Here is a 26,234-nt window from a genome sequence, read left to right as displayed (position 1 = left end):
CCGGTGGTTCGCTGCGCGTGCGCGCGGCAGCCGACCAACGGTCGGCTGATCGTGGCCCCTCACCGGTAGAGCCGACCGTGGGTCATCGGCGCTGCGTTCACGTCCGGCATCGCGTGCCCCTGGCCCATAAAAGCAGAACCCCGCTTGCGCGGGGTTCTGTCGTCTACCGGAACGGCTGGATCAGCCGTTGGCCTTCAGCTTGGCCAGGCGCAGCCAGGTGTCGACGACGGTGTCCGGATTCAGCGACACCGACTCGATGCCCTCCTGCATCAGCCATTCGGCCAGGTCCGGATGATCCGACGGGCCCTGGCCGCAGATGCCGACGTACTTGCCCTTGGCGCGTGCCGATTTGATCGCCATCGACAGCAGCTTCTTCACCGCCGGGTTCCGCTCGTCGAACAGGTGCGCGACGATCGAGGAATCGCGGTCCAGGCCCAGGGTGAGCTGGGTCAGGTCGTTGGAGCCGATCGAGAAGCCGTCGAAGATGTCCAGGAATTCATCGGCGAGCAGTGCGTTGGACGGCACTTCGCACATCATGATGATCTTCAGGCCGTTCTCGCCCTGCTTGAGGCCGTTCTGTTCCAGCACCTGGACGACCTTGCGGCCTTCTTCCAGCGTACGCACGAACGGAATCATCACCCACAGGTTGTCCAGGCCCATCTCGTTGCGCACGCGCAGCACGGCCTTGCATTCCAGGGCGAAGGCGGCCGAGAAGCTCGGGTCGACATAACGGCTGGCGCCGCGGAAGCCGATCATCGGGTTCTCTTCGTGCGGCTCGTAGTTGCTGCCGCCGATCAGGTTGGCGTACTCGTTGGACTTGAAGTCCGACAGACGCACGATCACCGGATTCGGTGCCACCGATGCCGTCAGGGTGGCGATGCCTTCGGCCAGACGGTTGACGTAGAAGCTGACCGGATCGGCATAACCGGCGATCTTCTCGTCGATCTTCTTCTTAGTGGCCGCGTCCTGGCGGTCGTACTCCAGCAGCGCGTTGGGATGGATGCCGATGTGGCTGGCAATGATCATCTCCAGGCGGGCCAGGCCGATGCCGGCGTTGGGCAGCTGGCCGAAGTCGAACGCACGCTCCGGGTTGGCCACGTTCATCATGATCTTCAGCGGCGCCGGCGGCATGTTGCCCAGGTCCGTGGTGGTGCGCTCGAAGTCGAGCTTGCCTTCGTAGATGAAGCCGGTATCGCCTTCAGCGCAGCTGACGGTGACTTCCTGGCCATCGGCGATGACCTGGGTGGCGTTGCCCGAGCCGACCACGGCCGGCACGCCCAGTTCACGCGCGATGATCGCGGCGTGGCAGGTGCGGCCGCCGCGGTTGGTGACGATGGCCGAGGCGCGCTTCATCACCGGCTCCCAATCGGGGTCGGTCATGTCGGCGATCAGCACGTCGCCGGGCTGCACGCGCGCCATGTCGTCCAGCGACTTGACCACGCGCGCGGTGCCGGCGCCGATCTTGGCGCCCACGGCGCGGCCTTCGGCCAGCACCTTGCCGTCCTTCTGGTTCAGCGTGAACCGTTCGATCTGGGTGGCATGGCCACGCGACTTCACCGTTTCCGGACGCGCCTGCACGATGAACAGCTTGCCGCTGACGCCGTCCTTGGCCCACTCGATATCCATCGGGCGGCCGTAGTGCTTTTCGATGATCAGTGCCTGCCTGGACAGTTCCTGCACATCCTCGTCGCTGATCGAGAAGGTGTTGCGGATCTCGACCGGGGTGTCTTCGATGCGCACGCGCTCGCCGGGGACGTCCGAATACACCATGCGGATCGCCTTGCTGCCGAGCGAACGGCGCAGGATCGCCGGCTTGCCGGCGTTGAGCGTGGGCTTGTAGACGTAGAACTCGTCGGGATTGACCGCGCCCTGCACGACCATTTCGCCCAGACCGAAGCTGGAGGTGACAAACACCACGTCGCGGAAACCGGATTCGGTATCCAGGGTGAACAGCACGCCGGACGAGCCGACGCCCGAGCGCACCATCAGCTGCACGCCGGAGGACAGGAACACGTCTTCGTGCTTGAAGCCGTGGTGGACGCGGTAGGCGATGGCGCGGTCGTTGTACAGCGAGGCGAACACTTCCTTGACCTTGTGCACGACGTCGTCGGCACCGGTCACGTTGAGGAAGGTCTCCTGCTGGCCGGCGAAGGAGGCATCGGGCAGATCTTCGGCGGTGGCCGAGGAGCGCACGGCCACGGCCACGTCGCCGCCGCCGTTCTCATCGCACAGCTGCCTGTAGGCGCTGCGGATGTCCTGGTCCAGCTGCGGCTGCAGCGGCGCGTCGATCACCCAGCTGCGGATTTCCTTGCCGGCGGCGGTGAGCGCGGCGACATCTTCCACGTCCAGCGTGGCCAGCCTGTCGAAAATGCGCTTGGACAGATCGTTGTGCGCGATGAAGTCCTTGAAGGCTTCAGCGGTGGTTGCGTAACCGCCGGGGACAGAAACCCCCAGACCGGCAAGATTGCCGATCATTTCGCCCAGCGACGAATTCTTGCCGCCTACGCGGGCCAGGTCGGCCAGGCGCAGTTCGTGCAACCACAGGATATTCTCGTTCAAGCGCGATGCTCCGTTTGGCCATCGCCCGAGGCGGGCTGGAATGGCCACGTCCGTAGGAAGAAGCCGATATGATGCCGGGCAGACCGCCGTCGGCACAAGCTTGTATCGACGGTCTTTTTAGGCTTCAGAGGGGGTAAAAGGCGCATGTCGACGATCCGTCCGGTGTTCTACGTGTCCGATGGAACCGGTATCACCGCTGAAACCATTGGACATAGCCTGCTGACCCAGTTCTCCGGGTTCAGCTTCATTACCGACCGCATGTCCTTTGTCGATGACCCCGAAAAGGCCCGGGAGGCCTGTGAACGGATCCGCGCGGCGGGCGAGCGCTACCAGGTCCGGCCGATCGTGGTCAGCTCCTGCGTGGACAGCGGGCTGAGCGTGATCCTGGCGGAAAGCGGCGGGTTGATGCTGGACGTGTTCGCCCCCTTCATCGAGCCGCTGGAGCGCGAGCTGGCCGTCAGCCGCCATTCCCGGGTCGGCCAGGCCCACGGCATGGTGGACTTCGAGACCTATCACCGGCGCATCAACGCGATGAACTTCGCGTTGACCCACGACGATGGCATTGCCATCAATTACGACGATGCCGACGTGATCCTGGTGGCCGTGTCGCGGGCCGGCAAGACCCCCACCTGCATCTACCTGGCGCTGCACTACGGGGTGCGCGCGGCGAACTACCCGCTGACCGACGAGGACCTGGAACAGGACCGGCTGCCGCCGCGGCTGCGCCCCTACCGCAAGAAGCTGTTCGGCCTGACGATCGACCCGGACCGTCTGCAGCAGATCCGCCAGGAGCGCCGCCCGAATTCGCGCTACGCCAACCTGGAGACCTGCCGCCGCGAAGTGGCGGCTGCGGAGACCATGTTCCGCATGGAGCGCATCCCGACCCTGAGCACCACCCACACCTCCATCGAGGAAATCTCAAGCAAGGTGCTGGCCACGCTGGGGCTGCAGCGGGAGATGTACTGACGCCTGGTGCCCGGCCGGCCCTTTGGCCGGGCCGCTGCCGCCCCCACGTTGGAGGATCAACGTGTAGGATCGAGACATGGCCCAGGCATCACCCCGACTGGAACGCATCCCCCGGCTCAGCCGCCTGAGCTGGCTGATGGGCCTGTACGCAGAGAACTACCAGCATCTGGTGCGCCTGTTCGCACCGGCGGAGCTGGCACCCGGCAGCTATGTGTCCTCGATCGGCGACGGGCTGGACGTGCGCCTGGATGTCATCGAATGCCACCGCTACACCGTCGAACTGCGGCTCACCTACGACTTCGCCGACCCCGTCACCGGCCAGCCGGACCCGTCGGCCTATGTGCGCCTGTACCGTGACGCCCGCCAGGCCGAGACCACCCATTGCTATGTCGGCCGCCGCTGGCAGGATGTCATGGGCATGTACCCGCCGCCGGCCGAGCTGATCAGCCACCGCATGCGGATGAACACCTTCCTGGGCAAGTGGCTGGAATACCTGGCCGAGCGCGGGCATGGCGTGGCCACGCTGCGCCGTGACGGCGATGCCGCGGCCCCGGCGCGCGACGCCCGACGCGCCAGCGCGGTGCCATAAGCGACGCGGTTGCGGTCGATCCCGCATAATCGGGGTCTGCAACCCGAGCGTGTGTGAGATGCCCTATACCCCGATCGTGGCCACCCTGGGCTACGTGCTGTCAGCGGACGGCAAGCAAGCGCTGATGATCCACCGCAACGCCCGTCCCGGCGATCAGCATCTGGGCAAGTACAACGGCCTGGGTGGCAAGGTCGAACGCGACGAGGATGTCGCCGCCGGCATGCGCCGCGAAATCCGCGAGGAAGCCGGCATCGAGTGCGGCACCATGCGCATGCGCGGCACCATCAGCTGGCCCGGTTTCGGCAAGCAGGGTGAGGACTGGTTCGGCTTCGTGTTCGTGATCGAGGACTACACCGGCACTCCCCTGACCGCCAATCCGGAAGGCACGCTGGAGTGGGTGGATGTGGACAAGATCGAAGATCTGCCGCTGTGGGAAGGTGATCGCCGGTTCCTGCCGCTGGTGTTCGACCAGGACCCGCGCCCCTTCCACGGCGTGATGCCCTATCGGGACGGCGCGATGCTGTCCTGGTCGTACACCCGCCTGTAAGGGCAGGACGCGATACCACTGCCGGCCGGCGCTAGCGTCGTGCTAGCAGCAGATGGAAGTGCTTGTCGATCTGGCGGCCATCGTTGCCGGTGCCGGTCTCGCGATGGCTGCGCCACCCGCAGACCCGCAGGCCGGCGCTGCGCAGGGCCAGCTCCACCTCGGCCAGCGCGTGCAGGTGAAAGCCGTGGGCGGCGAAGGGCAGGGTGCGCATGAACGCCGCGTCGCCGAAGGCCAGGCACAGCCGTGCGCCGGGGCGCAGTACCCGCGCCAGTTCCTCCAACGGCGTACGCAGGTCCTCCCAGAAGTACAGCGTATTGACCGCCAATGCCGCGTCCATGCACGCCTCGGGCAGCGCCAGGGCATGGGCATCGCCCAGGCGTATCTCGGCGCGGTCCTCCAGCCCGGTGGCGTGCAGCCTGGCCTGCGCGGCCTCCACCATGTCGCTGGACACCTCGATGCCCAGGTAGCGGCTGCCCGCGGCATGCAGCAGGTCGCCGGCGAAGGCGGCGTTGCCGGGGCCTATCTCCAGCACCCGCTCGGCAGGGCCGACCGCCAGCAGCGCGATCGCGGCCCGGTTGAGCGCGCCGTTGCTGCGGTTCATTGACTCGGCGATCGCCAGGGCGTGCTCGCCATGCGGGTGCCGCAGCTGCGCGGCCAGGTGTTCGGGGGAAAGCAAGCGCGTGACTCCTGTCGCGGCGGGCGGGCAGGACATGGCGGCGGCGAGTCCACCCGGCAGCATAGCGCGTCGGCGGCGGTGGGCGCATGCCAACTCAAGCGCGCGCGCGGGGCGGCGTGCTGACAACGACTTGTCCACAGGGGGTGTGGATGACTGGTGCGCAAGTTTGTGGATAAGCGCCGTCAGCCCCCGCCCACGTTGGCTGTCAAGATGGGTGGCCAAAAATTCACCGCACGTCGTGGGCCGGTGAACAGGGCGGGAAGGCCCGGTCCGGCCCGGATGCTCTGTCCCCGTTCGGGCTGCTCGCGGTACTCTCTTGCCACTGCCGTCAACCGATACCCCATGAAACGTCACTTCTCGATGCTGCGCGAATTCCAGCTGGCCGACTGGTTCACCTTGGCCAATGCGTTCTGCGGCACCGGCGCGGTGTTTGCCGCGATGCGTTTTCTGCAGGACGGCGAGCACCGCTATCTGCTGTTCGGAATGGCCCTGATCCCGCTGGCCTTCATTTTCGATGCGCTGGACGGACGCATCGCGCGCTGGCGCAAGTCCAGTTCCACGCTGGGCCGCGAGCTGGATTCGCTGTCGGACATCATCTCCTTCGGTGTCGCCCCGGCCGCGCTGGCCTACGCCTGCGGCATGCAGGGCGGTTGGGACTGGCTGGTGCTGAGCTACTTCGTCTGCTGCGGGGTGAGCCGCCTGGCGCGCTATAACGTGACCGCCGAATCGCTGGCCGGCGAGGGCGACAAGGTGCCGTATTTCGAAGGCACGCCGATTCCCACCAGCCTGGCGCTGGTGGTGGTACTGGCGATCGCAGCCAGCATGGGGGCGATCGGACCGGACCTGTGGCTGGGTCAGTGGCAGTTGGGGCCGTGGCAGCTGCACCCGATGGTGCTGCTGTTCGCCCTGTCCGGGTCGCTGATGATCAGCAAGACCCTGCGCATTCCCAAGCCGTGAGCCCGACCGTGCCCCTGTCGAACCGCCTGCTGGCTGGAGCCCGCCGATGAGCACCGCCGGCCGTGGTGGTGGCGCGGACGATATCGAAGCGCTCGCCCGCCAGTATTTCGGTGCCTGGGGTGATGCCCTGCGCCATGCCGCCGGGGTGCCTGGCGACAGCCACGATCCCGGTCGCGCGGGTGGTTGGCAGCAGGCGATCGAGGCGTGGTCGCAGTTGATGCCCGACGCGGGCAGCGGTCCGGCCGACGACGCCGTGCGCCGCTTCCGCGAGCAGGCCGGCGGCTGGTACGGGACCATGCAGCAGGTGGCCGCGCAGTTTGCCGGCCGCGACGCCAGCAGCGCCGACGTGGCACAGGCCTGGCGTGCGGCGGTGGAAGGGCAGGGCGACGGTCTGCTGCAGTGGATGCTGCAGGCCGCGCGAGGCCACACCCGTGCCGACGGTCCGGACCTGCTCAAACTGCTGGAATCGCTGCAGCGCGATCTCGGGCCGTGGATGCAGAGCCCGGCGTTCGGCCCTGGCCGCGAACACCAGGCACGCTGGCAGGCCCTGCTGCGCGCGCAGCAGGAGTTCCAGACGCACTCAAGCGCCTATGTGGACCAGATCAAACAGGCGCTGGACGATGCATTCGCCCTGTTCGAGCAGCGCCTTGCCGAGCACGAGCAGCCGGGCAATCAGCTCACCAGTGCCCGGGCGATGTTCGACCTGTGGATCGAGGCGGCCGAAGAGGCCTATGCGAAGGTCGCCCTGTCCGAGCCGTTCCAGCAGGTGTATGCGGCGCTGGGCAATGCGCAGATGCGCCTGCGCGCGGCCACGCAGCATGAAATCGAGCGCGTGACCGAAAGTCTGGGTCTGCCCACGCGCACGGAGATGGATGCCGCACACCGTCGCATCGCGGAACTGGAGCGGCTGGTGCGGCGGATGATGCAGGCGGCGCCGGCGAAGGCCGCGCCGGCCAGGTCAACAGCACGCGCCACCCCTGCTGAGGCCCCCAAGGCCCCCAAGGCGACCAAGGCGACCAAGGCCCCCAAGGCGACCAGAACCCCCAAGCCGGCGAAACCCGCCAAGCCGGCCCCGGCCGCACCCGCGCGGCGGACGCGCAGCCGATGAAGGGCCCGTTGGGATTCAACGCAGAGGACCTGCTGCAGGAAACCCTGGCCATGCAGCGCAAGCTGATGGACGGGCTGACGCTGCTGCCGTCGGTGGAGGACGTGGACTACGGCGTCACCGCGCGCGAAGAGGTCTGGCGGGACGGCAAGGTAGCGCTGTATCGGTTCATCGGCACCGAAGCGCCGGTGCACTCGACCCCGCTGCTGATCGTGTATGCGCTGGTCAACCGGCCGTACATGGTTGATCTGCAGGCCGACCGTTCGCTGGTGCAGAAGCTGCTGGCACTCGGACACGACGTGTACGTGCTGGACTGGGGCTACCCGGACCGCTCCGAGCGCTACCAGACGCTGGAGGATTACCTGCTGCGGTTCATCGACGGCGCGGTGGACCACCTGCGCGCGCAGTCCGGCGGCCCGATCGACATGCTCGGCATCTGCCAGGGCGGGGTGTTCGCGCTGTGCTACGCGGCCCTGCGCCAGCACAAGCTGGCCAACCTGGTCACGATGGTCACGCCGGTGGATTTCCACACCGCCGACAACATGCTTTCGCACTGGGCACGGCATGTGGACGTGGACCTGCTGGTGGACACGCTGGGCAACATCCCGGCCGACCTGATGAATGCCAGTTACCTGATGCTCAAACCGTTCCGGCTCAACGTGCAGAAGTACGTCGGTCTGCTCGACATCCTGGACGACAAGGCCGCGCTGGAGGACTTCCTGCGCATGGAAAAGTGGATCTTCGATTCGCCCGATCTCGCCGGCGAAGCCTTTCGCGACTTCATCAAGCAGTTCTACCAGGGCAACGGCCTGATGCACGACGGCGTGCGGATCGGCGAGGAACATGTCGACCTGCGCCAGGTGACGCTGCCGGTGCTCAACATCTACGCCGAACAGGACCATCTTGTCCCGCCGGATGCCTCGCGCGCGATGCGCGGCCGGATTGGCAGCAGTGATTACACCGAAAGCAGCTTCCGTGGCGGCCACATCGGCATCTATGTCTCCGGCCGCGCCCAACGCGAAGTGCCTGCGACCCTCTCACAGTGGCTGAAGGAACGAACATGACCCACCTCCGCGTGATGACGACGCTGCTCGTGGCGCTGCTGGCGGCCGCCGGTGGCGCCTCGGCCGCGCCCAGCGACACCGCGCGCCGCGAGATCGCCGCGCTGATCGGCGCACTGGACGGCTCGTCCTGCCGCTTCCAGCGCAACGGCAGCTGGCACGACGCCGCAGAAGCGCGCGCGCACCTGCAGCGCAAGTACGACTACCTGCTCAGGAAGGACAAGGTGGATACCGCCGAACAGTTCATCGAACGGGCCGCCAGCCAGAGCAGCATGAGCGGCAAGCCCTACCGGATCGCCTGCCCGGGCCAGCCCGAACAGACCGCGGCGGCGTGGTTCGGTGCGCGCCTGAAGGCCTTGCGCGGACGCTGAGCGCCTGGCGCCGCATGCGCCGCATACACACCGGTCCGCGCTAGCATTTCCCTCATACCGTTGGAGGACCCTGCCATGAACGCCACACCCCGCACGCTCTCGCGCTCGCTCAACGACCGCATGATCGCCGGCGTGATGGGCGGCATCGCGCACCGCTTCGGCTGGAACCCGACGCTGCTGCGGATCGTGTTCGTGGTGGTCTCCCTGGCGTCGGCTGCCTTTCCCGGCATCCTGGTGTACCTCATCCTCTGGCTGCTGATTCCCAACGAGGCCGATTGATCCTGCCGCCATTGGCGCTGCGCGTCCTGCAGGGGCTGGGCGCGCTTTGGACCGCGCCCAACACCCTGATCGGTCTGCTCGGTGGCCTGCTGGGGATGGTGGCGGGCGCGCGTCCGTCGTGGAATGCACGCGACCGCGCGGTCGTGTTCCGTGACTGGCCGTGGGGGCCGGGCGGCGCGATCACCCTGGGCAACGTGATTCTGCACACCGGCCCGGTACTGGACGTGCCGTGCCGCACGTACGCGCATCAGGCGGGCCACTGCACCGAGCCGGTCATCGGTCTGCACGACCATGAGCGCGCACATGTCTATCAGTACATGGTGCTGGGCCCGTTGTACCTGCCGGTGTACCTGCTGTGCGGCGGCGTCAGTGCGCGCAATCCCTTCGAGCGCGCGGCCGATGTGTATGCGATGACCGGGCGCGGCTGGTGGCCGTAATGGCCACGTGTTAGCGATGCGTTAATTTCGTGTAAGCAAAACGTCGGTAACGCGACGTCATCTGCATGCAAAAAAACGTTATTAACCTCAATGACGCATCAGTCAGGTTGGGCGCGGTAAGCTGCACGCTGTTGGACATGCACGATGCTTTTTGGAGGAGTACATCACATGGCAATTGTTCTTTATGTCGGTGGTAGCAAGGATGGCGACAAGGGCCTGGTGCCCCACGGCTTCAGCAAATCCCGCGCCGAGACGGCCCAAGGGCCGGAGATCTACACCGAGCGGTTCATGGAGCTGCAGGGCGTGGGCCGGGTGCGCGTCATGGCCCTGGAATCCCTGCTGGATGAATCGGTGAAGGTCCGCGCGGCGCAGCACTACCGCTGAGCGCCGACCATCGGCGACAGGTTGGAGGGCGGCTGTCAACGGGTTTCCCCCGCCGCCCTGCGTTGCCACAATCGGGTTTTCCGTAACGTGGCTCCGGCCGGAAGCAATGCCTGACATCAAGCTCGCCCAGCAGATCGCCCAGACCATCGCCGACGAAATCGGCGCCCAGGCTGCCCAGGCGCGTGCCGCCATCGCCCTGTTGGACGAAGGCGCCAGCGTTCCGTTCATCGCCCGCTACCGCAAGGAAGTCACCGGCGGCCTGGACGACACCCAGCTGCGCAACCTGGAGACGCGCCTGACCTACCTGCGTGAACTGGAAGACCGCCGCGCCGCGGTGCTGTCCAGCATCGACGAACAGGGCAAGCTCAGCGACGAATTGCGTCTGGACATCCTGGCCGCGGACACCAAGTCGCGCCTGGAAGACCTGTATCTACCCTACAAGCCCAAACGCCGCACCCGCGCCCAGATCGCGCGCGAGGCCGGGCTGGAACCCTTGGCCGATGGCCTGCTGGCCGATCCTGGCCTGGACCCGCAGGTGTTCGGCGCCACTTTCGTCGATGGCGACAAGGGCGTGGCCGACGTCAAGGCCGCCCTCGAAGGCGCCCGGGCGATCCTGATGGAGCGCTGGGGCGAGGACGCGGCGCTGGTCGGCGAGCTGCGCAACTGGCTCGGCGAGCACGGCGTCATCCGCGCCCGTGTTGCCGAGGGCAAGGAAGAGCAGGGTGCCAAGTACCGGGATTATTTCGAGCACGCCGAGCCGCTGGCGAAGATTCCGTCGCACCGCCTGCTGGCGCTGTTCCGCGCGCGCCGCGAGGAAATTCTGTTCCTGGAGCTGGACCCGGGCAGCGATGCCGAGGCCGGCCACCAGTACGCCGAGGGGCGTGTGGCGCACAACGCCGGCATCCGCGATGCCGGGCGCCCGGGTGACCGCTGGCTGCTTGACGCCTGCCGGCTGACCTGGCGCGCCAAGCTGCACATGCACCTGCTGCTGGACCTGTTCAACCAGGCGCGCGAAAAGGCCGAAGCCGACGCCATCGCGGTGTTCGGCGACAACCTCAAGGATCTGCTGCTGGCCGCCCCGGCGGGCCCGAAGACCGTGCTTGGCCTGGACCCGGGCATCCGTACCGGGTGCAAGATCGCCGTGGTCGATGCCACCGGCAAGCTGGTCGCCACCGACACCATCTACCCGCACGAGCCGCGTCGCCAGTGGGACCAGTCGCTGCACACGATCCGGCAGCTGTGCATCACGCACAACGTGGAGCTGATCGCGATCGGCAACGGCACCGCCAGCCGCGAGACCGACAAGCTGGCCGGCGAGGTCATCAAGGCGCTGGGCGACACCCGGCTGCAGAAGATCGTGGTCAGCGAGGCCGGCGCATCGGTGTACTCGGCCTCGGAACTGGCGGCCAGGGAGTTCCCCGATCTGGACGTGTCGATCCGCGGTGCGGTGTCGATCGCGCGGCGTCTGCAGGACCCGCTGGCCGAGCTGGTGAAGATCGAGCCCAAGGCGATCGGCGTGGGTCAGTACCAGCACGACGTGGACCAGTACCGCCTCGCGCGCGCGCTGGATGCGCGGGTGGAAGACTGCGTCAACGCGGTTGGCGTGGAGGTCAATACGGCCTCGGCCGCACTGCTCTCGCGGGTATCCGGCCTGTCCTCCACCGTGGCCGAGAACATCGTGCGCCACCGTGACGACAACGGTCCGTTCAAGCGCCGCAAGGACCTGCTCAAGGTGCCGCGCCTGGGCGACAAGACCTTTGAACAGTGCGCCGGCTTCCTGCGCATCGCCGACGGCGACCAGCCGCTGGATGCCTCGTCGGTGCACCCGGAAGCCTATCCGGTGGTCGAGCGCATCGTGGCGGCCACCGCGCGCCCGATCAAGGCGCTGATCGGCGACGGCAGCTTCCTGCGCAGTCTGAAGGCCGAGCAGTTCACCGATGCCACCTTCGGTGTGCCGACGGTGCGCGACATCCTCAAGGAGCTGGAGAAGCCCGGCCGCGACCCGCGCCCCGAGTTCAAGGCGGCGCGCTTCGCCGACGGGGTGGAAGAGCTGAAGGACCTCAAGGTCGGCATGATCCTCGAAGGCGTGGTCAGCAACGTGGCCGCGTTCGGCGCGTTCGTGGACATCGGTGTGCATCAGGACGGCCTCATCCACATCTCGGCGCTGTCGGACACCTACGTCAAGGACCCGCGCGACGTGGTCAAGGCCGGCGACATCGTCAAGGTGAAGGTGCTGGAGGTCGACGTGGCCCGCAAGCGGATCGCGCTGACCCGTCGCCTGGACGACACCCCGGCACCGGCCAAGGCCCCGGGCGAGCGCGACGCGCGTCCGGCCGGCGGTGGCCGCCGCGACGGCGGGGGCCCGCGTCCCGGCGGCCGGGGTGGCCCGTCTGGTCCGCGCCCGGGCAGTGGCGCCCCGCCGGCCAACAATGCCCTGGCCGACGCCTTCGCCCGCGCAAAACGCGGCGGCTGAGGGCCTGGGAGCCGGCGGCGGTCGCGGTGCGACCGCTGCCGTTCGCCGCAACGGGACATGGGTACCGGCGGCGAACGGGCCTGTTTTCGTGGGCTGCGCGCCGCCGCCGGGGCTGTGGCGGGCCGTTGCACCGCCATGCCGCGGGGGGGGCGGTGGGCCGGGGCACTTCTGGTTTGACTCCGGTTTAAGCACACTTCCCGTTGAATGGCCGCACGGCGTGGCGCGCGGTCGCGGGGAGGGGACATGGCGGACACCAGGAACAGGGCGTTCGGCCGGGCATGCGCCCGGGCCGCGCACGCGCCTGCCGCATCGGCGACGGGCAGCCGGAGGCCGTCATGAGCCGCGAGCCGGGCAGCGTTCCCGCCCCGACGGACGATCTGTCCGACCAGCTTCGCCGCATGGAGAAAATCATCGATGGCATCGCCGTCGGCACCTGGGAGTGGAACATCCAGACCGGCCAGATGCGGGTCAACGAGCGCTGGGCCGGCATTGTCGGCTACACGCGCGAGGAACTGGCTCCGATCACCCCGGAGACATTCTTCCGGCTGGTGCATCCAGACGATCTTGAGAGCTCCAACGCACTGCTGAAAGAGCACCTGGAAGGACGCTCGCTGCGGTTCGACAGCCTGTGCCGGATGCGCCACAAAGACGGACACTGGATCTGGGTACAGGATCGCGGACGCATCTACGAATGGGATGCGCAGGGCCGGCCGGTGTGGATGGCCGGTGCGCATGCCGATGTCACCGACCTGCAGACAGCCCGCCAGGATGCGGCCAACATGCGCCAGCGCCTGCAGGCGGTGGTGGATGCGTCCGACGAAGTGGCGGTGATCGCCACCGACATCGATGGCGTGGTCAACCTGTTCAACACCGGCGCGCAGAAGCTGCTCGGCTACAGTGCGGACGAAGTGATCGGGCGGGTCAACCCCGGCCTTTTCCATGATGCCGAGGAAATGCGCGCGTACCTGCAGCAGGATGTCGGTGACGGTGTGCCGCTGCCCAGCATCTTCCAGGCGCTGACCGCTCGCGCCGCGCAGGGCACCTGGTCGCACCAGTGGACCTTCGTGCGCAAAGATGGCGAGCGCCGCCAGGTGCGCCTGTCGATCAGCCCGCTGGATTGCGCCAGCGGCTCGCGGATCGGCTACGTCGGCATGGCGGTGGACATCACCCCGCTGCTGGCGATCCGCGAGCAGGCGTATGTGGCGGCGGAGAAGTTCGCCGGCGCGTTTTCCTCGGCCGCGCTTGGCATGGCGCTGGTGTCGCTGGAAGGGCGCTGGCTGGATGTCAACGATGCCCTCTGCGGCATCCTTGGCTACACCCGTGCGGAACTGCTGCAGATCGACTTCCAGACCTTGACCCATCCCGAAGACCTGCACGCCGATCTGACCCTGGTCGGCGACCTGCTCGCCGGCCGCCGTGATCATTACCACATGGACAAGCGCTACCTGGGCAAGGCCGGCAATATTGTCTGGGGGCGGCTGTCGGTGTCGCTGGTGCGCGCCGGCAACGGCGAGCCGCTGCATTTCGTGTCGCAGATCCAGGACGTCACCGCGCAGCGCCAGAGCGGGCAGCAGCTGCGCGAGTCCGAACAGCGCACGCGGATTACGCTGGATGCGGTGGCCGACATGGTAGTGACCCTGGATCTGCACGGCACGGTCCAGTACGCCAACGCAGCCGCGAGCCGGGCGTTGGCCGGGGCAGGCGCCGACGGCCTCACCGGCAGCCGGCTGGCCGAGCTGATGGAACTGACCACCGAGTACGCGCCCCGTTCGCCGCTGGACCTGTCCGTGCTTCTGGATCCGGACAGCAATGCGGTGGATCTGCATTCGGACCTGCTGTTGGCGGTGGGCGCCCAGCGGGTGCCGGTGGACCTCACGCGCGCCTGGCTGCGTGGCGAGGACGGCGTCATCAGTGGTGCGGTGTGGGTGATCCGCGATGTCACCCAGCAGCGCGCGCGCCAGCGCGAAGCGCGCCATCTGGCCGAGGTCGATCCGTTGACCGAACTGAGCAACCGCCGCGGGTTCGAAGCGCACCTGCAGCAGGCGATCACCCGCGTGGCCCGCACCGGGCAGCAGGCGTCGCTGATGTACATCGATCTGGACCACTTCAAGCCCGTCAACGATACGCACGGTCACCTCGCCGGCGATGCCGTGCTGTGGGCGGTGGCCAGTCTGCTGCGGCATGGGGTGCGCGATTCGGACATCGTCGCCCGACTCGGCGGCGACGAGTTCGCGGTGATCCTGGCCGGCTGTTCGCTCAAGCGTGCGCGGCGTATCGCCAGCGATCTGCTCGACGCGCTGCGCGCGCTGTCCATTCCGTGGGACCAGCAGCGGCTGGCAGTGGGGGCCAGCATCGGCATTGCCGCCCTGGGCGGCGCCATGAGCGTGGATGACGCTGTGGCCGCCGCCGATGCGCAATGCTATCGGGCCAAGGCCGCCGGCCGCGACAACGTGCAGGTGGAGGCGCCGGGCGAGGGCCCGTTCGATCCGCTCGACAGCGGCGATACCAGCGAGGCAGGGGAGGGCTGAGCGGTGCCGCAGGCTGGCCGCCGCCACGGCGGTCCGGGATACTCGCCGGCCACGCGAATGGACAGGAACAGCAGGATGCGCCCCCCCCGGATCGCGAGGGACGTGACCGCCCTGGCGATGGCTCTGGCTGGATCGGCCGGTGTTCCCGCCCAAGCCGCTGCCGGCCCTGCATATCGATTGATCGGCCGCCCTAAAGGTTGCCTGCCAGGGGCCGCTATATCGGTCGGAGTTGCCCCCTGCGTGGCAGGGGGACCTGGCGGCCTGTCTGATCGATAGATCCACCCGACCGTGCTCCGGTCGTGCACTGCCTCTGGAAGTCGCGTCATTTCAACTGACGATGTTCGTGCGTCCCAAACCAGCTGATCACCCGCGCCGGACATCCCGTTCGGCGTCGCCATCGCTTATCGGACACGAGGTCATACGATGTTTACTTCAGGCTTGCATACGCCGGTGCGTGCACCGCTGTCGGTCACCGCCGTCGATTCACCCTGGCGCGCACTGCGCGGCCTGTTCCGCGCCCGCCGCAGCCCCGGCGAGGCGGGGGCCGGGGCGGCCGCACGTCACCAGGCGGCGCTGGAAGCGCAGGTCGCGGCCCTGCACCGCGTGCAGGCCGTGATCGAGTTCGACCTTGACGGCACCATCCTGGAAGCCAACGACAACTTCCTGCAGACGCTGGGCTACACCCTGGCGGAGATCCAGGGGCGGCACCACGCGATGTTCGTCGACCCGGTGCAGGCGCAGAGCGAGGAGTACCGCGCGTTCTGGGCCAAGCTGGGGCGCGGCGAGTTCGACGCCGGCCAGTATCGCCGGGTCGGCAAGGGCGGCCGGGAGATATGGATCCAGGCGTCCTACAACCCCGTGTTCGACAGCGATGGCCGGCCCTACAAAGTGGTGAAATTTGCCACCGACATCACCGCGCAGAAGTTCCAGGCGGCCGATTTCGCCGGCCAACTGGCGGCGATCAGCAAATCCCAGGCGGTGATCGAGTTTGGCATGGACGGACGCATCCTTGCCGCCAACGACAACTTCCTGGCGGTGATGGGCTATCGCCTGGAGGAGGTGCGTGGCCAGCACCATTCGATGTTCGCCGAGCCCGCCTACCGCCAGAGTGCCGAGTACCAGCGCTTCTGGGAAAAGCTGGGGCGGGGCGAGTTCGACGCCGGCCAATACAAGCGGCTGGGGCGCGATGGGCGTGAGGTGTGGATCCAGGCGTCGTACAACCCGATCTTCGACATGAACGGTCGGCCGTTCAAAGTGGTCAAGTACGCCACCGATGTGACCGCGCAGGTGCAAGCCAGTCTTGCCCTGGAGCTGGCGGTGGCGCAGACCCGTGAAGTGGTGGCAGCGGCCCAGGGAGGGGACCTCACCGGCCACATTCCGACCACCGACAAGCGCGGTCCGATCGCCGAGCTCTGCGAGGGCATCAACGCGCTGGTCGAGGCGATGGCCTTGATCATCGGGCAGATCAAGTTCGCGGCCGACACCATCGCGGTCGGTGCCAGCGAGATCGCCGAAGGCAACAGCGACCTGTCGGTGCGCACCGAGCAGCAGGCGGCGTCGCTGGAGGAAACCGCGGTGTCGATGAAGGGGCTCACCGCGACCGTGCAGCGCACCGCCGACAACGCCCGCCAGGCCAGCGCGCTTGCCAGCGGCGCGGTCGATGTCGCCGACCAGGGCGGACACGTGGTGCACGACGTGGTGGCGACGATGGCGCTGATCAACGACTCCTCGCGGCGCATCGTCGACATCATCGGGGTCATCGACGGCATCGCATTCCAGACCAATATCCTGGCGCTCAACGCAGCGGTGGAGGCGGCGCGTGCCGGCGAGCATGGCCGTGGCTTCGCGGTTGTCGCCTCGGAGATCCGCTCGCTGTCGCAGCGCTCGGCCGACGCCGCCAAGGAGATCAAGCAACTGATTGGCGACTCGGTGGAGAAGGTCGGCGCGGGAACCGCGCAGGTCGAAAGCGCCGGACGGACGATGACGGACATCGTGGTCAACGTGAAGCGCGTCAGCGCGTTGATGAGCGACATCAGCGCCGCCGCCCAGCAGCAGAGCGAGGGCATCCAGCAGATCAACCGTGCCGTGGAGCATATCGACGAAGGCACCCAGCAGAATGCGGCGCTGGTCGAGGAAGCGTCGGCGGCGGCGCGCAGCATGGAGGAGCAGGCATCCCAGCTGCTGCAGACCGTGGCCGGATTCCGAGTGGATGCGGCAGTGGCGCAGACGCAGCGACAGGCAATGCAGGGCGCCCAGCCGGTACTGCGCCTGGTGTGAGCGCAGGCGCGATGGGCGGCGGCACCGGCTGCACCCTTGCGCGTGGCTCTGGGATACGCCTGCATCCAACGGACGGGCGTACGCGGTTGCAACAGGGATGGATGTGGGCGGCCATGCTGGCGCTGGCCGAACGACTGCGCGCTGGCCATCGCCTGGCGTGAGATCGTGCCGGCGCAGGGCCGGCCGAAGTGCGCGCCAGAGCAGGGTCCAGCGCTGCCGGGTGCACCCAGCCATCGCTGCATGGGTCGACTGGCGTAAACGAAAAACCCCGCCAAAGCGGGGTTTCATCTCCGATGATTGCGGAGCGTATCGTTCCATTGGTGCCGAAGGTGGGACTCGAACCCACACGCTTTTAAGGGCGGCGGATTTTGAGTCCGCTGCGTCTACCGATTCCGCCACTTCGGCTGGCTGGCCGCGTAGTGTATACAAAACCTGCGGCGGTGGGGAGACCTGAACGCTTCAGTGTGACGGCGGCCTTCATCGGGTTGGGACGCTATAATCACCGCGCTGAACCATACAGGGAGCCGGGGATGAGCGCGCTGCAGGATCTACGGGTGCTGGTGGTGGAGAACGACGAGATGAGTGCGGCCCTGCTGCAGATGCAGCTGGTGCAGTCCGGGGCGGTCGTCGTGGGGTTGGCGGCCTCGGTGTCCGAGGCATTGCACCTTCTGGGCGAGACCGCACCGCAGGTCGCGCTGCTCGATTACCGTCTGGCCAACAACGAAACCAGTGAGGCGGTGGCCGAAGGACTTTCCGCACGTGGCATTCCGTTTGTTCTGGCGACCGGCATGGCGCCGGATCATCTGCCGGCGACGTTCCGCAGCGGTGTCGTGCTCAGCAAGCCGTACCTCACCGCGGAACTGACCGCCGCACTCGAGCGTGCCCGCCAAGGCGATTCAGTCGCCGGCTGATGCCGCGACAGAGGGCGTGTCAGGCCGCTTCCTGACAGACAAGATCAACCGGTTCGCGGTCGTCGAGAATGCGGTACTGCGCGGCCAGATCGGCCGGGTCAGGATTGAGCCACGCGTCCAGGTGTTCCGGGCGGATCGGCACGATGCAGCGGTCATGCCCGGCTGCGGCTACCGCCACCGGCGGTTCGTCGGTGATCGCCGCGAACGACAGCAGCCGGCCTTCCGGCCCGTCCCATTCCGACCACAGGCAGGCCACCAGCAGGTCGCGTGCGGGCTGCGGGTGGAATTCCAGGACCACGTTCTGCGCGCGCTCGCCAGGTGCCAACGCGCGGTGTTCGAATGCATGGCGCGGAACGTGCTCATAGAACGACTGCACCACCACGACGCCGTGTCGATGACCAAACGCGGGCTTCCAGTACCCACCGAGGCTGTCGCGGCGCGCATTGTAGGTGCCCGGGTAGAGCACGTCATTGCGGGCCGGCACATCCGGCAGCCGGCATTGGTAGCGCATCGGCTTGATCACGCGCTGGCCGCCCTCGGAAACGATCACCGGTGCGTATACGCCCGGAAAGATGCGGCTGTCGCGCGGCAGCAGCCCGGTGCGGTGCAGGTCGTCCAGGCGCGCCTGCGCGCGCTCGATCCGGTTGCCGGCGATACGTAGTTCGTTGCGTGCCTTCTGCGAAGGGCGAGCGGCGAGCTGGCTTTCAGCCGATGCCAGGCGTGCGGACTGCAGCCGGATCTCCTCGTCGAGTGCGCGCATTTCCTCGGCATGCCACTGCTGGATCTTTGCCACGATGTCCTGCCCCTGCGGCGTGCGTGCGCCGGCGAACCCGTCATCCATCGCCTTGGGCGTTTTGGGCCGTGGCTTGCCAGGATCGTGCGCATAGAGCTGCGCGAACGCCTCCAGCGACATGACCGCGCCGTACTCACGGACAAGCCTGGTGTAATCGGCACGGATCTGGGCGGAGTAGCACATGGCGGCAGGGGCGGCGGGCAGGGGAACAGGATAGGACGCGTGGGTCTCACCGGGTGCGCATGGCCTGCGTCATGCTACAGGCCCGTTCACTCCGAGAAAGCCCCATGTCCCTGCCTGCCAGCCTGCAGCTCTACCCCGTGCCGCCCACTGTCGAGGAGTACCGCCAGCTGCGCGTGCTCGCCGGCCTGAGCCCCAAATCACTGGAGGCAGCCACGCTGGGCCTGCCCAACACGGTGTTCGGGGTGAGCATCCGCGACGGCGAACGGTTGGTGGCGATGGGCAGGCTGGTCGGCGACCGCGGCTGCTTCCTGCAGGTGGTGGACATTGCGGTGGTTCCCGACCGCCAGGGGCAGGGACTGGGCAAGGCGGTGATGGGCGCGCTGGATGTCTGGCTGCGCGCGAACGCGGTCGGTGCTTATGTGAGTCTGATCGCCGATGGCCAGGCGCATCGGCTGTACGCGCAGTTCGGTTTTGCCCAGACCGCGCCGAAGTCGGTGGGCATGGCCAAGGTGGTGGGCTGACCACGCAGAGAAAGAAGCGCCAACAAAAAGCCCCGACCGGAGTCAGGGCTGTTTGTTGAAGCTGGCGTCCCCACGGGGATTCGAACCCCGGTCGCCACCGTGAAAGGGTGATGTCCTAGGCCTCTAGACGATGGGGACGCGTTGAACCGGATTTTGCTTCTGTCGGACGGCCTGTGTCCGGAGAAGTGGTGGAGCCAGGCGGGATCGAACCGCCGACCTCCTGCATGCCATGCAGGCGCTCTCCCAGCTGAGCTATGGCCCCACGTTGATGCTGCGAGCCGCCTATCATAGCGGCGCTTTTGCTGGATGGGAAGCTTTTTCTGGGGCACCAACAAAAAGCCCCGACCGAAGTCAGGGCTGTCTGTTGAAGCTGGCGTCCCCACGGGGATTCGAACCCCGGTCGCCACCGTGAAAGGGTGATGTCCTAGGCCTCTAGACGATGGGGACGCGTTGAACCGGATTTTGCTTCTGTCGGACGGCCTGTGTCCGGAGAAGTGGTGGAGCCAGGCGGGATCGAACCGCCGACCTCCTGCATGCCATGCAGGCGCTCTCCCAGCTGAGCTATGGCCCCACGTTGTACCGCGAGCCGCCTAGTATACCTGCGTGTTCACGTTTGTGGAAGACCACATTCGAAGCCCGCAGGGGGCGGTGAATAAAAAGACCCGGCGTGCCGGGCCTCGGTATTCGTTGATGAGTGGCGTCCCCACGGGGATTCGAACCCCGGTCGCCACCGTGAAAGGGTGATGTCCTAGGCCTCTAGACGATGGGGACGCATGAACTCATCAATGTTTTCAGCGCTCCTGACGGCCTAATGTCCGGAGTGGTGGAGCCAGGCGGGATCGAACCGCCGACCTCCTGCATGCCATGCAGGCGCTCTCCCAGCTGAGCTATGGCCCCACGATGCTGGAGGCGGAATTCTACGCGTGTGCGTTGCATTCGCCAAGTCTTTTCTCTGACACAACCCTGAAAAAAAACCGGATCGGGACAGTGACCATGTCAAACAAAACGCCCCGGCCAAGACCGGGGCGTTCTGCGTTTCAATTGGCGTCCCCACGGGGATTCGAACCCCGGTCGCCACCGTGAAAGGGTGATGTCCTAGGCCTCTAGACGATGGGGACGCACGAAAACCGAATTTTTCCCACGTTGCTTCAATCGGCCTAATGATTGAAGTGGTGGAGCCAGGCGGGATCGAACCGCCGACCTCCTGCATGCCATGCAGGCGCTCTCCCAGCTGAGCTATGGCCCCACGTCGTGAGGAGCGAAATCATAGCGACGGCGTTTTCGATTGGCAAGAGAAAACTGCACGAAATTTCTCATCCATTGCCTCAACTGCATTCACGCGGCCGCGTCGATAACGCGATACGTGACCTGTGTCGTGCACAACGGCAGCGTGGCTATCGGTGCGGTGCTGTCAACGCGGCCAGGATCGGGCACTCGCCGCGTTCGCCGTGGCCGGGGCACGCATCCACCAGCTGCTTCAGTGCACCGTGCATGCGCTGCAGTTCGCCGATGCGCTGTTGGATGTCCTGCAGTTTCTGCACCGCGGTACTGCGGACCTGCGCCATGTCCTGTCCATGCTGGTCGCTGAGCGACAGCAGTTCGCCGATTTCCTCCAGGCTGAAACCCAGCGCCTTGGCGCGACGGATGAACTGCAGCCGCGTCAGGTCGTCTTCGCTGAAGACCCGGTAGCCCCCGGCGCTGCGGCGCGCGGTCGGCAGCAGGTGCTGCCGCTCGTAGTAGCGCACGGTGTCGATGGGCACGCCGGCCTGGCGCGCGAGCTGTCCAATGTTCATGACCACCTCGGAAGAAGATCGCCCTCATTGTGAACCCTGGAGCCGGGTCGAGGGTCAAGGGTCTGGCCGTTGGGCGGCCCTGTGCAAGGTTGGCTGCAAAGATGCAATTAGTTTCATGGATGGCCCTCGAGGCCGTCCGTAACCTCCAGCGAACTGTTGATCGGGCGTGCGCGCAGGCGCCTCCCGGCCCCCCCCATGACGGGTAACGCTGCTGGAGCTAGGTCGCATGAACACCTCGTTGAACTCCCTTCCGCCGCGGCGCAAGCCGGCTGCGCCAACGCTGATGGAAGTGGCCGTGGTCGAGTACGCCGGCAGCATCCGCGGCGCTGCGACGGTGCTTTCCGAGCTCGCGCAGCTCTCCAACCGGGTTGCGGCGGCCAGTCGGCGGCCCGGCGCGCGCATGCTCGTCACCCGCTGGACCCTGTGCCCACGCGGCGGCGGAATGCAGCGCATGGCCGGTGCCACACTGTTCGGCGAAGCATTGCCGGCGGTCGTGGTGCTGCCCGGCAACGAGCCGGGCTGGGCGATGTCGGTCGCCGGCGAGGCGCTGCTGGCATGGCTGCGTGACTGCCATGACGCCGGCAGCCTGCTGGCCGGGTGCGAGGAGGGCGCGCTGCTGCTGGCCCGTGCCGGCGTCTTGGCCGGGCGGCCGGTGCGGCTGCCCAGCCTGGACCGCTGTGCCGCGCTGAAGGCGGTTGTGCCCAGCTGGCTGCCGAGCGAGCGAACGCTGGTGGACGATGGCGACCTGCTCACCGCCGCCGGCACCGATGCCTGGAAGTACCTGAGCCTGCGTCTGCTCGCCCGGGTGTACGGGCACAGCGTGATGTCGTCTGTGTCCCAGCAGCTGCAACTGGTGATTCCGCGGACCGTGCAGGATGATCTGGAGCGCTTCAGCCCGAACTTCGCGCACGGCGACCGCTGCATCCTTAAAGCGCAGCGCTGGTTGCACGGCATCGCTGCGCGTGGAGTGAGCCTGCAGGACATCTGCGATTCGGCGGGATTGGAGCCGCGTACCCTCCAGCGCCGTTTCCTGCGTGCGACCGGGATGCGGCCCATCGAGTACTGCCAGCGGCTGCGCATCGCCAAAGCGCAGATGCTGTTCCAGGCGGGCGGGGCGATCGACGAAGTCTCCTGCCACGTGGGCTACTCAGACCAGAGCGCCTTCCGACGGCTGTTCCTGCGCATCGTCGGGACGACACCGGCGCGCTATCGGCGTCAGATCGTCAGCCAGCGTCGCGAGCGTGCCGCGGCAACTACGGTGCGCGCGGTGGAGAGCATGCGTGCGGCATGACGTGCGGCGCTGCGGCTTGATCGCAGCGGTGCATGCTGGGACCATGCGGGAAGGCCCGATACCGAAAGCGAAACGATGATAAGCAGTGTCGGCCCGGTGCCGTTGGTGGTGGTGTGGGTGCTTGTTGCGATGGGTGTGGCGATGCTGGTGGCGCGCATGGTGCGTGCCGAGCCGAAAGAAAAGGCGCCCACGCCGCGCAGTGTATTGTTCGACATGCTGCTGATCGGCCTGCTGGCCGGCCGACTCGGGTTCATCCTGCGCTACTGGACCGACTACCGCCACGATGGCTGGGCTGTGTTGCGCCTGGGTGATGGGGGGTTCCTGCCTTGGGTGGCCATCCTGGTCGGCCTGGGCTGGGGCGCATGGCGCCTGCGGCGCTGGCCGCATCTGCGCCGCTCCGTGGCGGCCGGCGCGTTGGCCGGCGTGCTGTGCTGGGCCGCGCTGTCGCTGGGCAGTGGCTGGCTGCAGCGCGATCGCATCGCGCTGCCCACACTTGCACTCACCCGTCTGGACGGGGTGCCCGACACGCTGGGCGGCGCACACGCGCAGCCGACGATCGTCAATCTCTGGGCCACCTGGTGCGGACCGTGCCGGCGCGAGATGCCGGTGCTGGCCCGTGCCCAGCAACGCCATTCCGACCTGCGCTTTGTGTTCGCCAACCAGGGCGAGACCGCTGAAGAGGTTCAGGCCTTCCTCACGGCCGAAAGGCTGTCGCTGCACAATGTGCTGCTGGACGAGCCCATGCACGCTGCCGCGGCGCTGCATGTACAGGCGTATCCGACTACCCTGTTCTTCGATCGTGACGGGCGGCTGCAGGAGGTGCACCTGGGGGAACTCAGTGCCGCCAGTCTGGAATCCAAGCTCGCGCGGCTGCGATAGCCGCGCGGGTTCTTCTGTCTTTCAATTCCGGGAGTTGCCATGCTGTCCACATCCTTCCCTGCGCTGGGTACTGTATTGAGCGCCGCGCTGCTGTTGAGCCTGTCCGGCTGCAGCCAGGCCCAGGCACCGAAGGCGCCCACCGCCACCGCCGGCAAGACGGGCGAGCGGCCGGCCGTGCTCAAGAGCATCGAACAGCAGGGTTTCGAGGTGATGGGCGAGTTCGACGCGCCCGGTGGCCTGCGCGGGTTCGCAGGGGTGGTCGGCGGGCAGCAGCCGGCCGCGGCGTACGTCACTGCCGATGGCAAGCACGTACTGGTCGGCAGCCTGTTCGACGCGCAGGGCAAGGATATCGGTACCGAGCCGGTCGAGCGTCTGGTGGCCGCGCCGATGTCCGCGCGGCAGTGGGCCAAGCTCGATGCCAGCGCCTGGGTGCGCGATGGCCGCGCCGACGCGCCGCGGGTGGTGTACACCTTCAGCGACGCCAACTGCCCGTACTGCCATCGCTTCTGGGAAGCGGCGCGGCCGTGGGTCGACAGTGGCAAGGTGCAGCTGCGCCATGTGATGGTCGGCGTGATCCGCGAGGACAGCCCGGCCAAGGCGGCGGCGATCCTCACCGCGCCGAACCCAAGTGCGGCGCTGCTGGAGAACGAGCATCGATTTGACCAGGGCGGCATCAAGCCAGCGGCGAATCTCACCGCGGAGGTGGCCAACAAGCTCGATGCCAACCAGGTGTTGATGATCGAGATGGGTTTCCAGGGCACGCCGGGCATTCTGTTCAAGGACGACAAGGGCATGCTGCAGCGTCGTGCCGGCATGCCGCAGGGCCAGGACATGGACGTGGTGATGGGCCCGCGCTGAGTCGCGCCAGGCCCACTGCGTATCGCGCGCCGGTGCAATGCCGGCGCGCCGGACCGCCGCGCCGTGGTATCGCCGGCGCCGGTTGATCTGGATCAAGGTAAAAAATCCGGCGCGCACTAGTCTGTAGCGCATGCGGTATTCCTCAGACGTTTTGCGTGCTGTGCGTCGCACGGCGCGACTGTCATCGACGCGTCGGCAACCATTCACGAGCTCCTCACCCAGCGGCTGGTACTCAAGCCGCTGGCATTCGTGCCGAACGCGACACGCGATCCGGGATGAGGAGGGAATCCCGCGCCGGACCCTGCTTCGTCGCCTGGCGACGTCGACGGGCAGCACTGTCTGTGATTCATGGAGGACGCAATGCGCCTGGGTGTGTTGACGTTGGCAGGTACGCTCGCGCTGGTGGCTGTCCCGGCCCACGCACAGGATTCGGCCGAGACGCTGCGCCAGGAGATCCGGTCGCTGCGGCAGACGCTGGACGCGATGGAAAAGCGCCTGAATGCGATCGAGTCGGCGCCGACCCCGGCGGCCCCCGCCGCAGTGACATCCTCACGTGTGGTGCCTGACGCAGGCACGGTGGCTTCCTTGCCCACGCCGACCGGCGGCGCAACGCATGTCCCCGGCAGCGGGCAGGCGATTCTGCCGCAGCGCGATTCGGTGGCCGATCCGTCCAGTGCCGCCTCGCGCCCGGACAGTGCGGCCGGACCGACGGACCCCGATCTGAAAGGCTTCTTCGCGGTACCAGGCACCGATACGCTGATCCGCATTGGCGGCTACGCCAAACTGGATGCGATCGCCGATGCGCGTGCGGCCGGTGACCAGGAACAGTTTGTCACCTCGTCCATCCCGGTGGGCAGCGCGCACCGCGATGTGTCCAACTTCACGCTGCACGCCAAGCAGACCCGTTTCAGCTTCGAAGCACGGCGACCCACCACGCACGGCAATCTGCGCTTCTACCTGGAGAACGACTTCTTCGGCAGCAGCGACAGCTACCAGTTCCGGCTGCGCCACGCCTACGGCCAGCTGGGCAACACCTACGCCGGGTATGGCTATTCCACCTTCATGGACGCCGACAGCCTGCCCGATACCCTCGATTTCGCCGGGCCGGGTGGCGCGGGCTATCTGCTGGTAGCCGGTATCCACCACAGCATCGCGATGGGCAAGGGCAATACCCTGACCGTGGCCGCCGAAGACCCGGACACACAGCTCAGCGCGCCGGCAGAGGGGATGATGGCGGTGGACCGGCTGCCCGATGTCACCGTCACCGCCCGCATGGAGCGCGACTGGGGCCATCTGCAGCTCGGCGCGGTGGCGCGCAGCCTGGGCTACGACGGCGATGACGGCGATGGGCGTCGTTTCGGCGGTGGCGTGCAGTTGAGCGGATCGGCGTCGGTGGGCGAGCAGGATCTGCTGCTGTTCGGTGCATTGGGCGGCAAAGGCCTGGGACGCTATACCGCCGACCTCACCGGGTCGGGCATGGACGCCGTGGTCACCGCCGATGGCCGCCTGGAGGCGCTGTCGCTCTATGGCGGCTTCGTCGGCTATACGCACTACTGGACCCCGCTGTGGCGGTCGAACCTGATCTATGGCCAGCTCACCAGCGGTCGCAATGACGCGCTGGCGGCCGACGCCTTCCGGCAGAGCCGCTACGGGGTCTTCAACCTGCTGTGGAGTCCGGCTCCGTCCTGGACGATGGGCATGGAGCTGCTGTACGGCCAACTGGAACAGCAGAACGGACAACGCGCGGACACGGTGCGGCTGCAGGGCAGCCTGCAATACAACTTCATCAAGTAAAC

General features: G+C 67.2%; 23 protein-coding genes and 9 tRNA genes. 19 read left to right on the top strand and 13 right to left on the bottom strand.

Translation table 11 applies throughout. The annotated features are described in order from the left end of the window. Positions 1-180: 180 nt before the first annotated feature. Positions 181-2,559 (bottom strand): phosphoenolpyruvate synthase, encoded by a 2,379-nt coding sequence (gene ppsA, locus GDJ08_RS16195; RefSeq protein ID WP_017356905.1) that lies wholly within the window; start codon positions 2,557-2,559, stop codon positions 181-183. Positions 2,560-2,703: 144 nt separating this feature from the next. On the opposite strand from ppsA, the gene ppsR reads away from it, so the two are divergent. The 3 genes from ppsR (at position 2,704) to GDJ08_RS16180 (ending at position 4,661) form a co-directional block, all read left to right on the top strand. Beyond that, complete coding sequence (gene ppsR, locus GDJ08_RS16190) at positions 2,704-3,525, top strand: posphoenolpyruvate synthetase regulatory kinase/phosphorylase PpsR (protein ID WP_017356904.1); 822 nt, start codon at positions 2,704-2,706, stop codon at positions 3,523-3,525. A 76-nt stretch (positions 3,526-3,601) separates the two neighbouring features. Then, entirely contained in the window at positions 3,602-4,114 is a 513-nt protein-coding gene (locus GDJ08_RS16185; RefSeq protein WP_136005372.1) for a DUF1249 domain-containing protein, read from the top strand. 58 nt (positions 4,115-4,172) lie between these two features. Next, positions 4,173-4,661: an NUDIX hydrolase gene (locus GDJ08_RS16180; RefSeq protein WP_017356902.1), complete on the top strand. Its 489-nt coding sequence runs from the start codon at positions 4,173-4,175 to the stop codon at positions 4,659-4,661. 31 nt (positions 4,662-4,692) lie between these two features. Here GDJ08_RS16180 and GDJ08_RS16175 read toward each other — a convergent pair whose 3' ends face one another. Beyond that, positions 4,693-5,373, bottom strand: coding sequence for a class I SAM-dependent methyltransferase (locus GDJ08_RS16175; RefSeq protein ID WP_136005368.1), 681 nt, complete (start codon positions 5,371-5,373; stop codon positions 4,693-4,695). Between the two features lie 306 nt (positions 5,374-5,679). On the opposite strand from GDJ08_RS16175, the gene GDJ08_RS16170 reads away from it, so the two are divergent. The 10 genes from GDJ08_RS16170 (at position 5,680) to GDJ08_RS16125 (ending at position 17,209) form a co-directional block, all read left to right on the top strand. Further along, positions 5,680-6,294, top strand: a complete 615-nt coding sequence (locus GDJ08_RS16170; RefSeq protein WP_136005366.1) for a CDP-alcohol phosphatidyltransferase family protein — start codon at positions 5,680-5,682, stop codon at positions 6,292-6,294. 46 nt (positions 6,295-6,340) lie between these two features. Further along, positions 6,341-7,402 carry a class III poly(R)-hydroxyalkanoic acid synthase subunit PhaE gene (gene phaE / locus GDJ08_RS16165; protein ID WP_153165269.1) on the top strand — a complete coding sequence of 354 codons (1,062 nt, stop codon included), beginning with the start codon at positions 6,341-6,343 and terminating at the stop codon, positions 7,400-7,402. Beyond that, positions 7,399-8,463, top strand: coding sequence for a class III poly(R)-hydroxyalkanoic acid synthase subunit PhaC (gene phaC, locus GDJ08_RS16160; protein WP_017356975.1), 1,065 nt, complete (start codon positions 7,399-7,401; stop codon positions 8,461-8,463). The genes phaE and phaC overlap by 4 nt, the downstream gene beginning before the upstream one ends. Next, complete coding sequence (locus GDJ08_RS16155; RefSeq protein WP_026070911.1) at positions 8,460-8,831, top strand: YfeK family protein; 372 nt, start codon at positions 8,460-8,462, stop codon at positions 8,829-8,831. The genes phaC and GDJ08_RS16155 overlap by 4 nt, the downstream gene beginning before the upstream one ends. 75 nt (positions 8,832-8,906) lie before the next feature. Continuing rightward, the gene (locus GDJ08_RS16150; RefSeq protein WP_017356977.1) at positions 8,907-9,110 is read left to right on the top strand and encodes a PspC domain-containing protein; all 204 of its coding nucleotides are present in this window, start codon (positions 8,907-8,909) and stop codon (positions 9,108-9,110) included. Next, complete coding sequence (locus GDJ08_RS16145) at positions 9,107-9,547, top strand: hypothetical protein (RefSeq protein WP_017356978.1); 441 nt, start codon at positions 9,107-9,109, stop codon at positions 9,545-9,547. Before GDJ08_RS16150 ends, GDJ08_RS16145 begins: the two co-directional genes overlap by 4 nt. Positions 9,548-9,715: 168 nt before the next feature. Beyond that, positions 9,716-9,931 (top strand): hypothetical protein, encoded by a 216-nt coding sequence (locus GDJ08_RS16140; RefSeq protein ID WP_017356979.1) that lies wholly within the window; start codon positions 9,716-9,718, stop codon positions 9,929-9,931. A gap of 106 nt (positions 9,932-10,037) precedes the next feature. After that, positions 10,038-12,404, top strand: a complete 2,367-nt coding sequence (locus tag GDJ08_RS16135) for a Tex family protein (protein ID WP_136005362.1) — start codon at positions 10,038-10,040, stop codon at positions 12,402-12,404. 335 nt (positions 12,405-12,739) lie between these two features. Next, the gene (locus GDJ08_RS16130; RefSeq protein ID WP_153165268.1) at positions 12,740-14,932 is read left to right on the top strand and encodes a PAS domain-containing protein; all 2,193 of its coding nucleotides are present in this window, start codon (positions 12,740-12,742) and stop codon (positions 14,930-14,932) included. A 423-nt stretch (positions 14,933-15,355) separates the two neighbouring features. Continuing rightward, on the top strand, positions 15,356-17,209 hold the full coding sequence (locus GDJ08_RS16125) for a methyl-accepting chemotaxis protein (protein WP_153165267.1): 1,854 nt from the start codon (positions 15,356-15,358) through the stop codon (positions 17,207-17,209). A 318-nt stretch (positions 17,210-17,527) separates the two neighbouring features. Here the strand turns inward: GDJ08_RS16125 and GDJ08_RS16120 are convergent. Continuing rightward, positions 17,528-17,614: transfer RNA gene (locus GDJ08_RS16120), tRNA-Leu, on the bottom strand. Positions 17,615-17,739: 125 nt separating this feature from the next. Here GDJ08_RS16120 and GDJ08_RS16115 point away from each other — a divergent pair. Beyond that, entirely contained in the window at positions 17,740-18,120 is a 381-nt protein-coding gene (locus GDJ08_RS16115; RefSeq protein WP_017357138.1) for a response regulator, read from the top strand. 19 nt (positions 18,121-18,139) lie between these two features. On the opposite strand, the gene GDJ08_RS16110 is transcribed toward GDJ08_RS16115, so the two are convergent. Then, positions 18,140-19,096, bottom strand: coding sequence for an SOS response-associated peptidase family protein (locus GDJ08_RS16110; protein WP_153165266.1), 957 nt, complete (start codon positions 19,094-19,096; stop codon positions 18,140-18,142). A 104-nt stretch (positions 19,097-19,200) separates the two neighbouring features. Here GDJ08_RS16110 and GDJ08_RS16105 point away from each other — a divergent pair, with 104 nt between their 5' ends. Then, positions 19,201-19,617: a GNAT family N-acetyltransferase gene (locus tag GDJ08_RS16105; RefSeq protein ID WP_017357140.1), complete on the top strand. Its 417-nt coding sequence runs from the start codon at positions 19,201-19,203 to the stop codon at positions 19,615-19,617. A gap of 62 nt (positions 19,618-19,679) precedes the next feature. On the opposite strand, the gene GDJ08_RS16100 is transcribed toward GDJ08_RS16105, so the two are convergent. The 9 genes from GDJ08_RS16100 to GDJ08_RS16060 form a co-directional block, all read right to left on the bottom strand. Next, positions 19,680-19,755: transfer RNA gene (locus GDJ08_RS16100), tRNA-Glu, on the bottom strand. Between the two features lie 48 nt (positions 19,756-19,803). Further along, positions 19,804-19,879: transfer RNA gene (locus GDJ08_RS16095), tRNA-Ala, on the bottom strand. A gap of 109 nt (positions 19,880-19,988) precedes the next feature. After that, positions 19,989-20,064 (bottom strand) — tRNA-Glu (locus GDJ08_RS16090). Between the two features lie 48 nt (positions 20,065-20,112). After that, positions 20,113-20,188 (bottom strand) — tRNA-Ala (locus tag GDJ08_RS16085). Between the two features lie 124 nt (positions 20,189-20,312). Next, positions 20,313-20,388: transfer RNA gene (locus tag GDJ08_RS16080), tRNA-Glu, on the bottom strand. A 50-nt stretch (positions 20,389-20,438) separates the two neighbouring features. Further along, a tRNA-Ala gene (locus tag GDJ08_RS16075) sits at positions 20,439-20,514 on the bottom strand. Between the two features lie 145 nt (positions 20,515-20,659). Then, positions 20,660-20,735 (bottom strand) — tRNA-Glu (locus GDJ08_RS16070). A 52-nt stretch (positions 20,736-20,787) separates the two neighbouring features. Further along, a tRNA-Ala gene (locus tag GDJ08_RS16065) sits at positions 20,788-20,863 on the bottom strand. Between the two features lie 148 nt (positions 20,864-21,011). After that, positions 21,012-21,410: a heavy metal-responsive transcriptional regulator gene (locus tag GDJ08_RS16060; protein WP_136006959.1), complete on the bottom strand. Its 399-nt coding sequence runs from the start codon at positions 21,408-21,410 to the stop codon at positions 21,012-21,014. 226 nt (positions 21,411-21,636) lie between these two features. Here GDJ08_RS16060 and GDJ08_RS16055 point away from each other — a divergent pair, with 226 nt between their 5' ends. The 4 genes from GDJ08_RS16055 to GDJ08_RS16040 all read left to right on the top strand — a co-directional run bounded on the left by GDJ08_RS16055 (position 21,637) and on the right by GDJ08_RS16040 (position 26,232). Beyond that, a complete protein-coding gene (locus GDJ08_RS16055) occupies positions 21,637-22,701 on the top strand; it encodes a GlxA family transcriptional regulator (RefSeq protein ID WP_136006956.1) in 1,065 nt (354 codons plus the stop codon). A gap of 75 nt (positions 22,702-22,776) precedes the next feature. Next, a complete protein-coding gene (locus GDJ08_RS16050) occupies positions 22,777-23,580 on the top strand; it encodes a TlpA family protein disulfide reductase (RefSeq protein WP_017357142.1) in 804 nt (267 codons plus the stop codon). Positions 23,581-23,619: 39 nt separating this feature from the next. After that, positions 23,620-24,438, top strand: coding sequence for a thiol:disulfide interchange protein DsbG (gene dsbG / locus GDJ08_RS16045; RefSeq protein WP_026070942.1), 819 nt, complete (start codon positions 23,620-23,622; stop codon positions 24,436-24,438). A gap of 360 nt (positions 24,439-24,798) precedes the next feature. Continuing rightward, positions 24,799-26,232, top strand: coding sequence for a DcaP family trimeric outer membrane transporter (locus tag GDJ08_RS16040; RefSeq protein ID WP_153165265.1), 1,434 nt, complete (start codon positions 24,799-24,801; stop codon positions 26,230-26,232). The last annotated feature ends 2 nt before the right edge of the window (positions 26,233-26,234 follow it).

It is taken from the genome of Stenotrophomonas nematodicola (genome assembly GCF_009467805.1).
Taxonomy (GTDB): domain Bacteria; phylum Pseudomonadota; class Gammaproteobacteria; order Xanthomonadales; family Xanthomonadaceae; genus Stenotrophomonas; species Stenotrophomonas nematodicola.
The sequence above is the reverse complement of the archived record's forward strand: the minus strand, read 5'-3'. Positions and strand labels throughout refer to the sequence as shown.

Bases quoted from the DNA above. Each gene is read 5' to 3' on its own strand.
- dsbG (WP_026070942.1), top strand. From the start codon at position 23,620: ATGCTGTCCACATCCTTCCCTGCGCTGGGTACTGTATTGAGCGCCGCG.
- GDJ08_RS16055 (WP_136006956.1), top strand. From the start codon at position 21,637: ATGAACACCTCGTTGAACTCCCTTCCGCCGCGGCGCAAGCCGGCTGCG.
- GDJ08_RS16170 (WP_136005366.1), top strand. From the start codon at position 5,680: ATGAAACGTCACTTCTCGATGCTGCGCGAATTCCAGCTGGCCGACTGG.
- GDJ08_RS16150 (WP_017356977.1), top strand. From the start codon at position 8,907: ATGAACGCCACACCCCGCACGCTCTCGCGCTCGCTCAACGACCGCATG.
- GDJ08_RS16060 (WP_136006959.1), bottom strand. From the start codon at position 21,410: ATGAACATTGGACAGCTCGCGCGCCAGGCCGGCGTGCCCATCGACACC.
- GDJ08_RS16040 (WP_153165265.1), top strand. From the start codon at position 24,799: ATGCGCCTGGGTGTGTTGACGTTGGCAGGTACGCTCGCGCTGGTGGCT.
- GDJ08_RS16110 (WP_153165266.1), bottom strand. From the start codon at position 19,096: ATGTGCTACTCCGCCCAGATCCGTGCCGATTACACCAGGCTTGTCCGT.
- GDJ08_RS16130 (WP_153165268.1), top strand. From the start codon at position 12,740: ATGAGCCGCGAGCCGGGCAGCGTTCCCGCCCCGACGGACGATCTGTCC.
- phaE (WP_153165269.1), top strand. From the start codon at position 6,341: ATGAGCACCGCCGGCCGTGGTGGTGGCGCGGACGATATCGAAGCGCTC.
- GDJ08_RS16105 (WP_017357140.1), top strand. From the start codon at position 19,201: ATGTCCCTGCCTGCCAGCCTGCAGCTCTACCCCGTGCCGCCCACTGTC.
- GDJ08_RS16180 (WP_017356902.1), top strand. From the start codon at position 4,173: ATGCCCTATACCCCGATCGTGGCCACCCTGGGCTACGTGCTGTCAGCG.
- phaC (WP_017356975.1), top strand. From the start codon at position 7,399: ATGAAGGGCCCGTTGGGATTCAACGCAGAGGACCTGCTGCAGGAAACC.
- GDJ08_RS16050 (WP_017357142.1), top strand. From the start codon at position 22,777: ATGATAAGCAGTGTCGGCCCGGTGCCGTTGGTGGTGGTGTGGGTGCTT.
- GDJ08_RS16155 (WP_026070911.1), top strand. From the start codon at position 8,460: ATGACCCACCTCCGCGTGATGACGACGCTGCTCGTGGCGCTGCTGGCG.
- GDJ08_RS16125 (WP_153165267.1), top strand. From the start codon at position 15,356: ATGTTTACTTCAGGCTTGCATACGCCGGTGCGTGCACCGCTGTCGGTC.
- GDJ08_RS16140 (WP_017356979.1), top strand. From the start codon at position 9,716: ATGGCAATTGTTCTTTATGTCGGTGGTAGCAAGGATGGCGACAAGGGC.
- GDJ08_RS16135 (WP_136005362.1), top strand. From the start codon at position 10,038: ATGCCTGACATCAAGCTCGCCCAGCAGATCGCCCAGACCATCGCCGAC.
- GDJ08_RS16185 (WP_136005372.1), top strand. From the start codon at position 3,602: ATGGCCCAGGCATCACCCCGACTGGAACGCATCCCCCGGCTCAGCCGC.
- GDJ08_RS16175 (WP_136005368.1), bottom strand. From the start codon at position 5,373: ATGTCCTGCCCGCCCGCCGCGACAGGAGTCACGCGCTTGCTTTCCCCC.
- ppsR (WP_017356904.1), top strand. From the start codon at position 2,704: ATGTCGACGATCCGTCCGGTGTTCTACGTGTCCGATGGAACCGGTATC.
- GDJ08_RS16115 (WP_017357138.1), top strand. From the start codon at position 17,740: ATGAGCGCGCTGCAGGATCTACGGGTGCTGGTGGTGGAGAACGACGAG.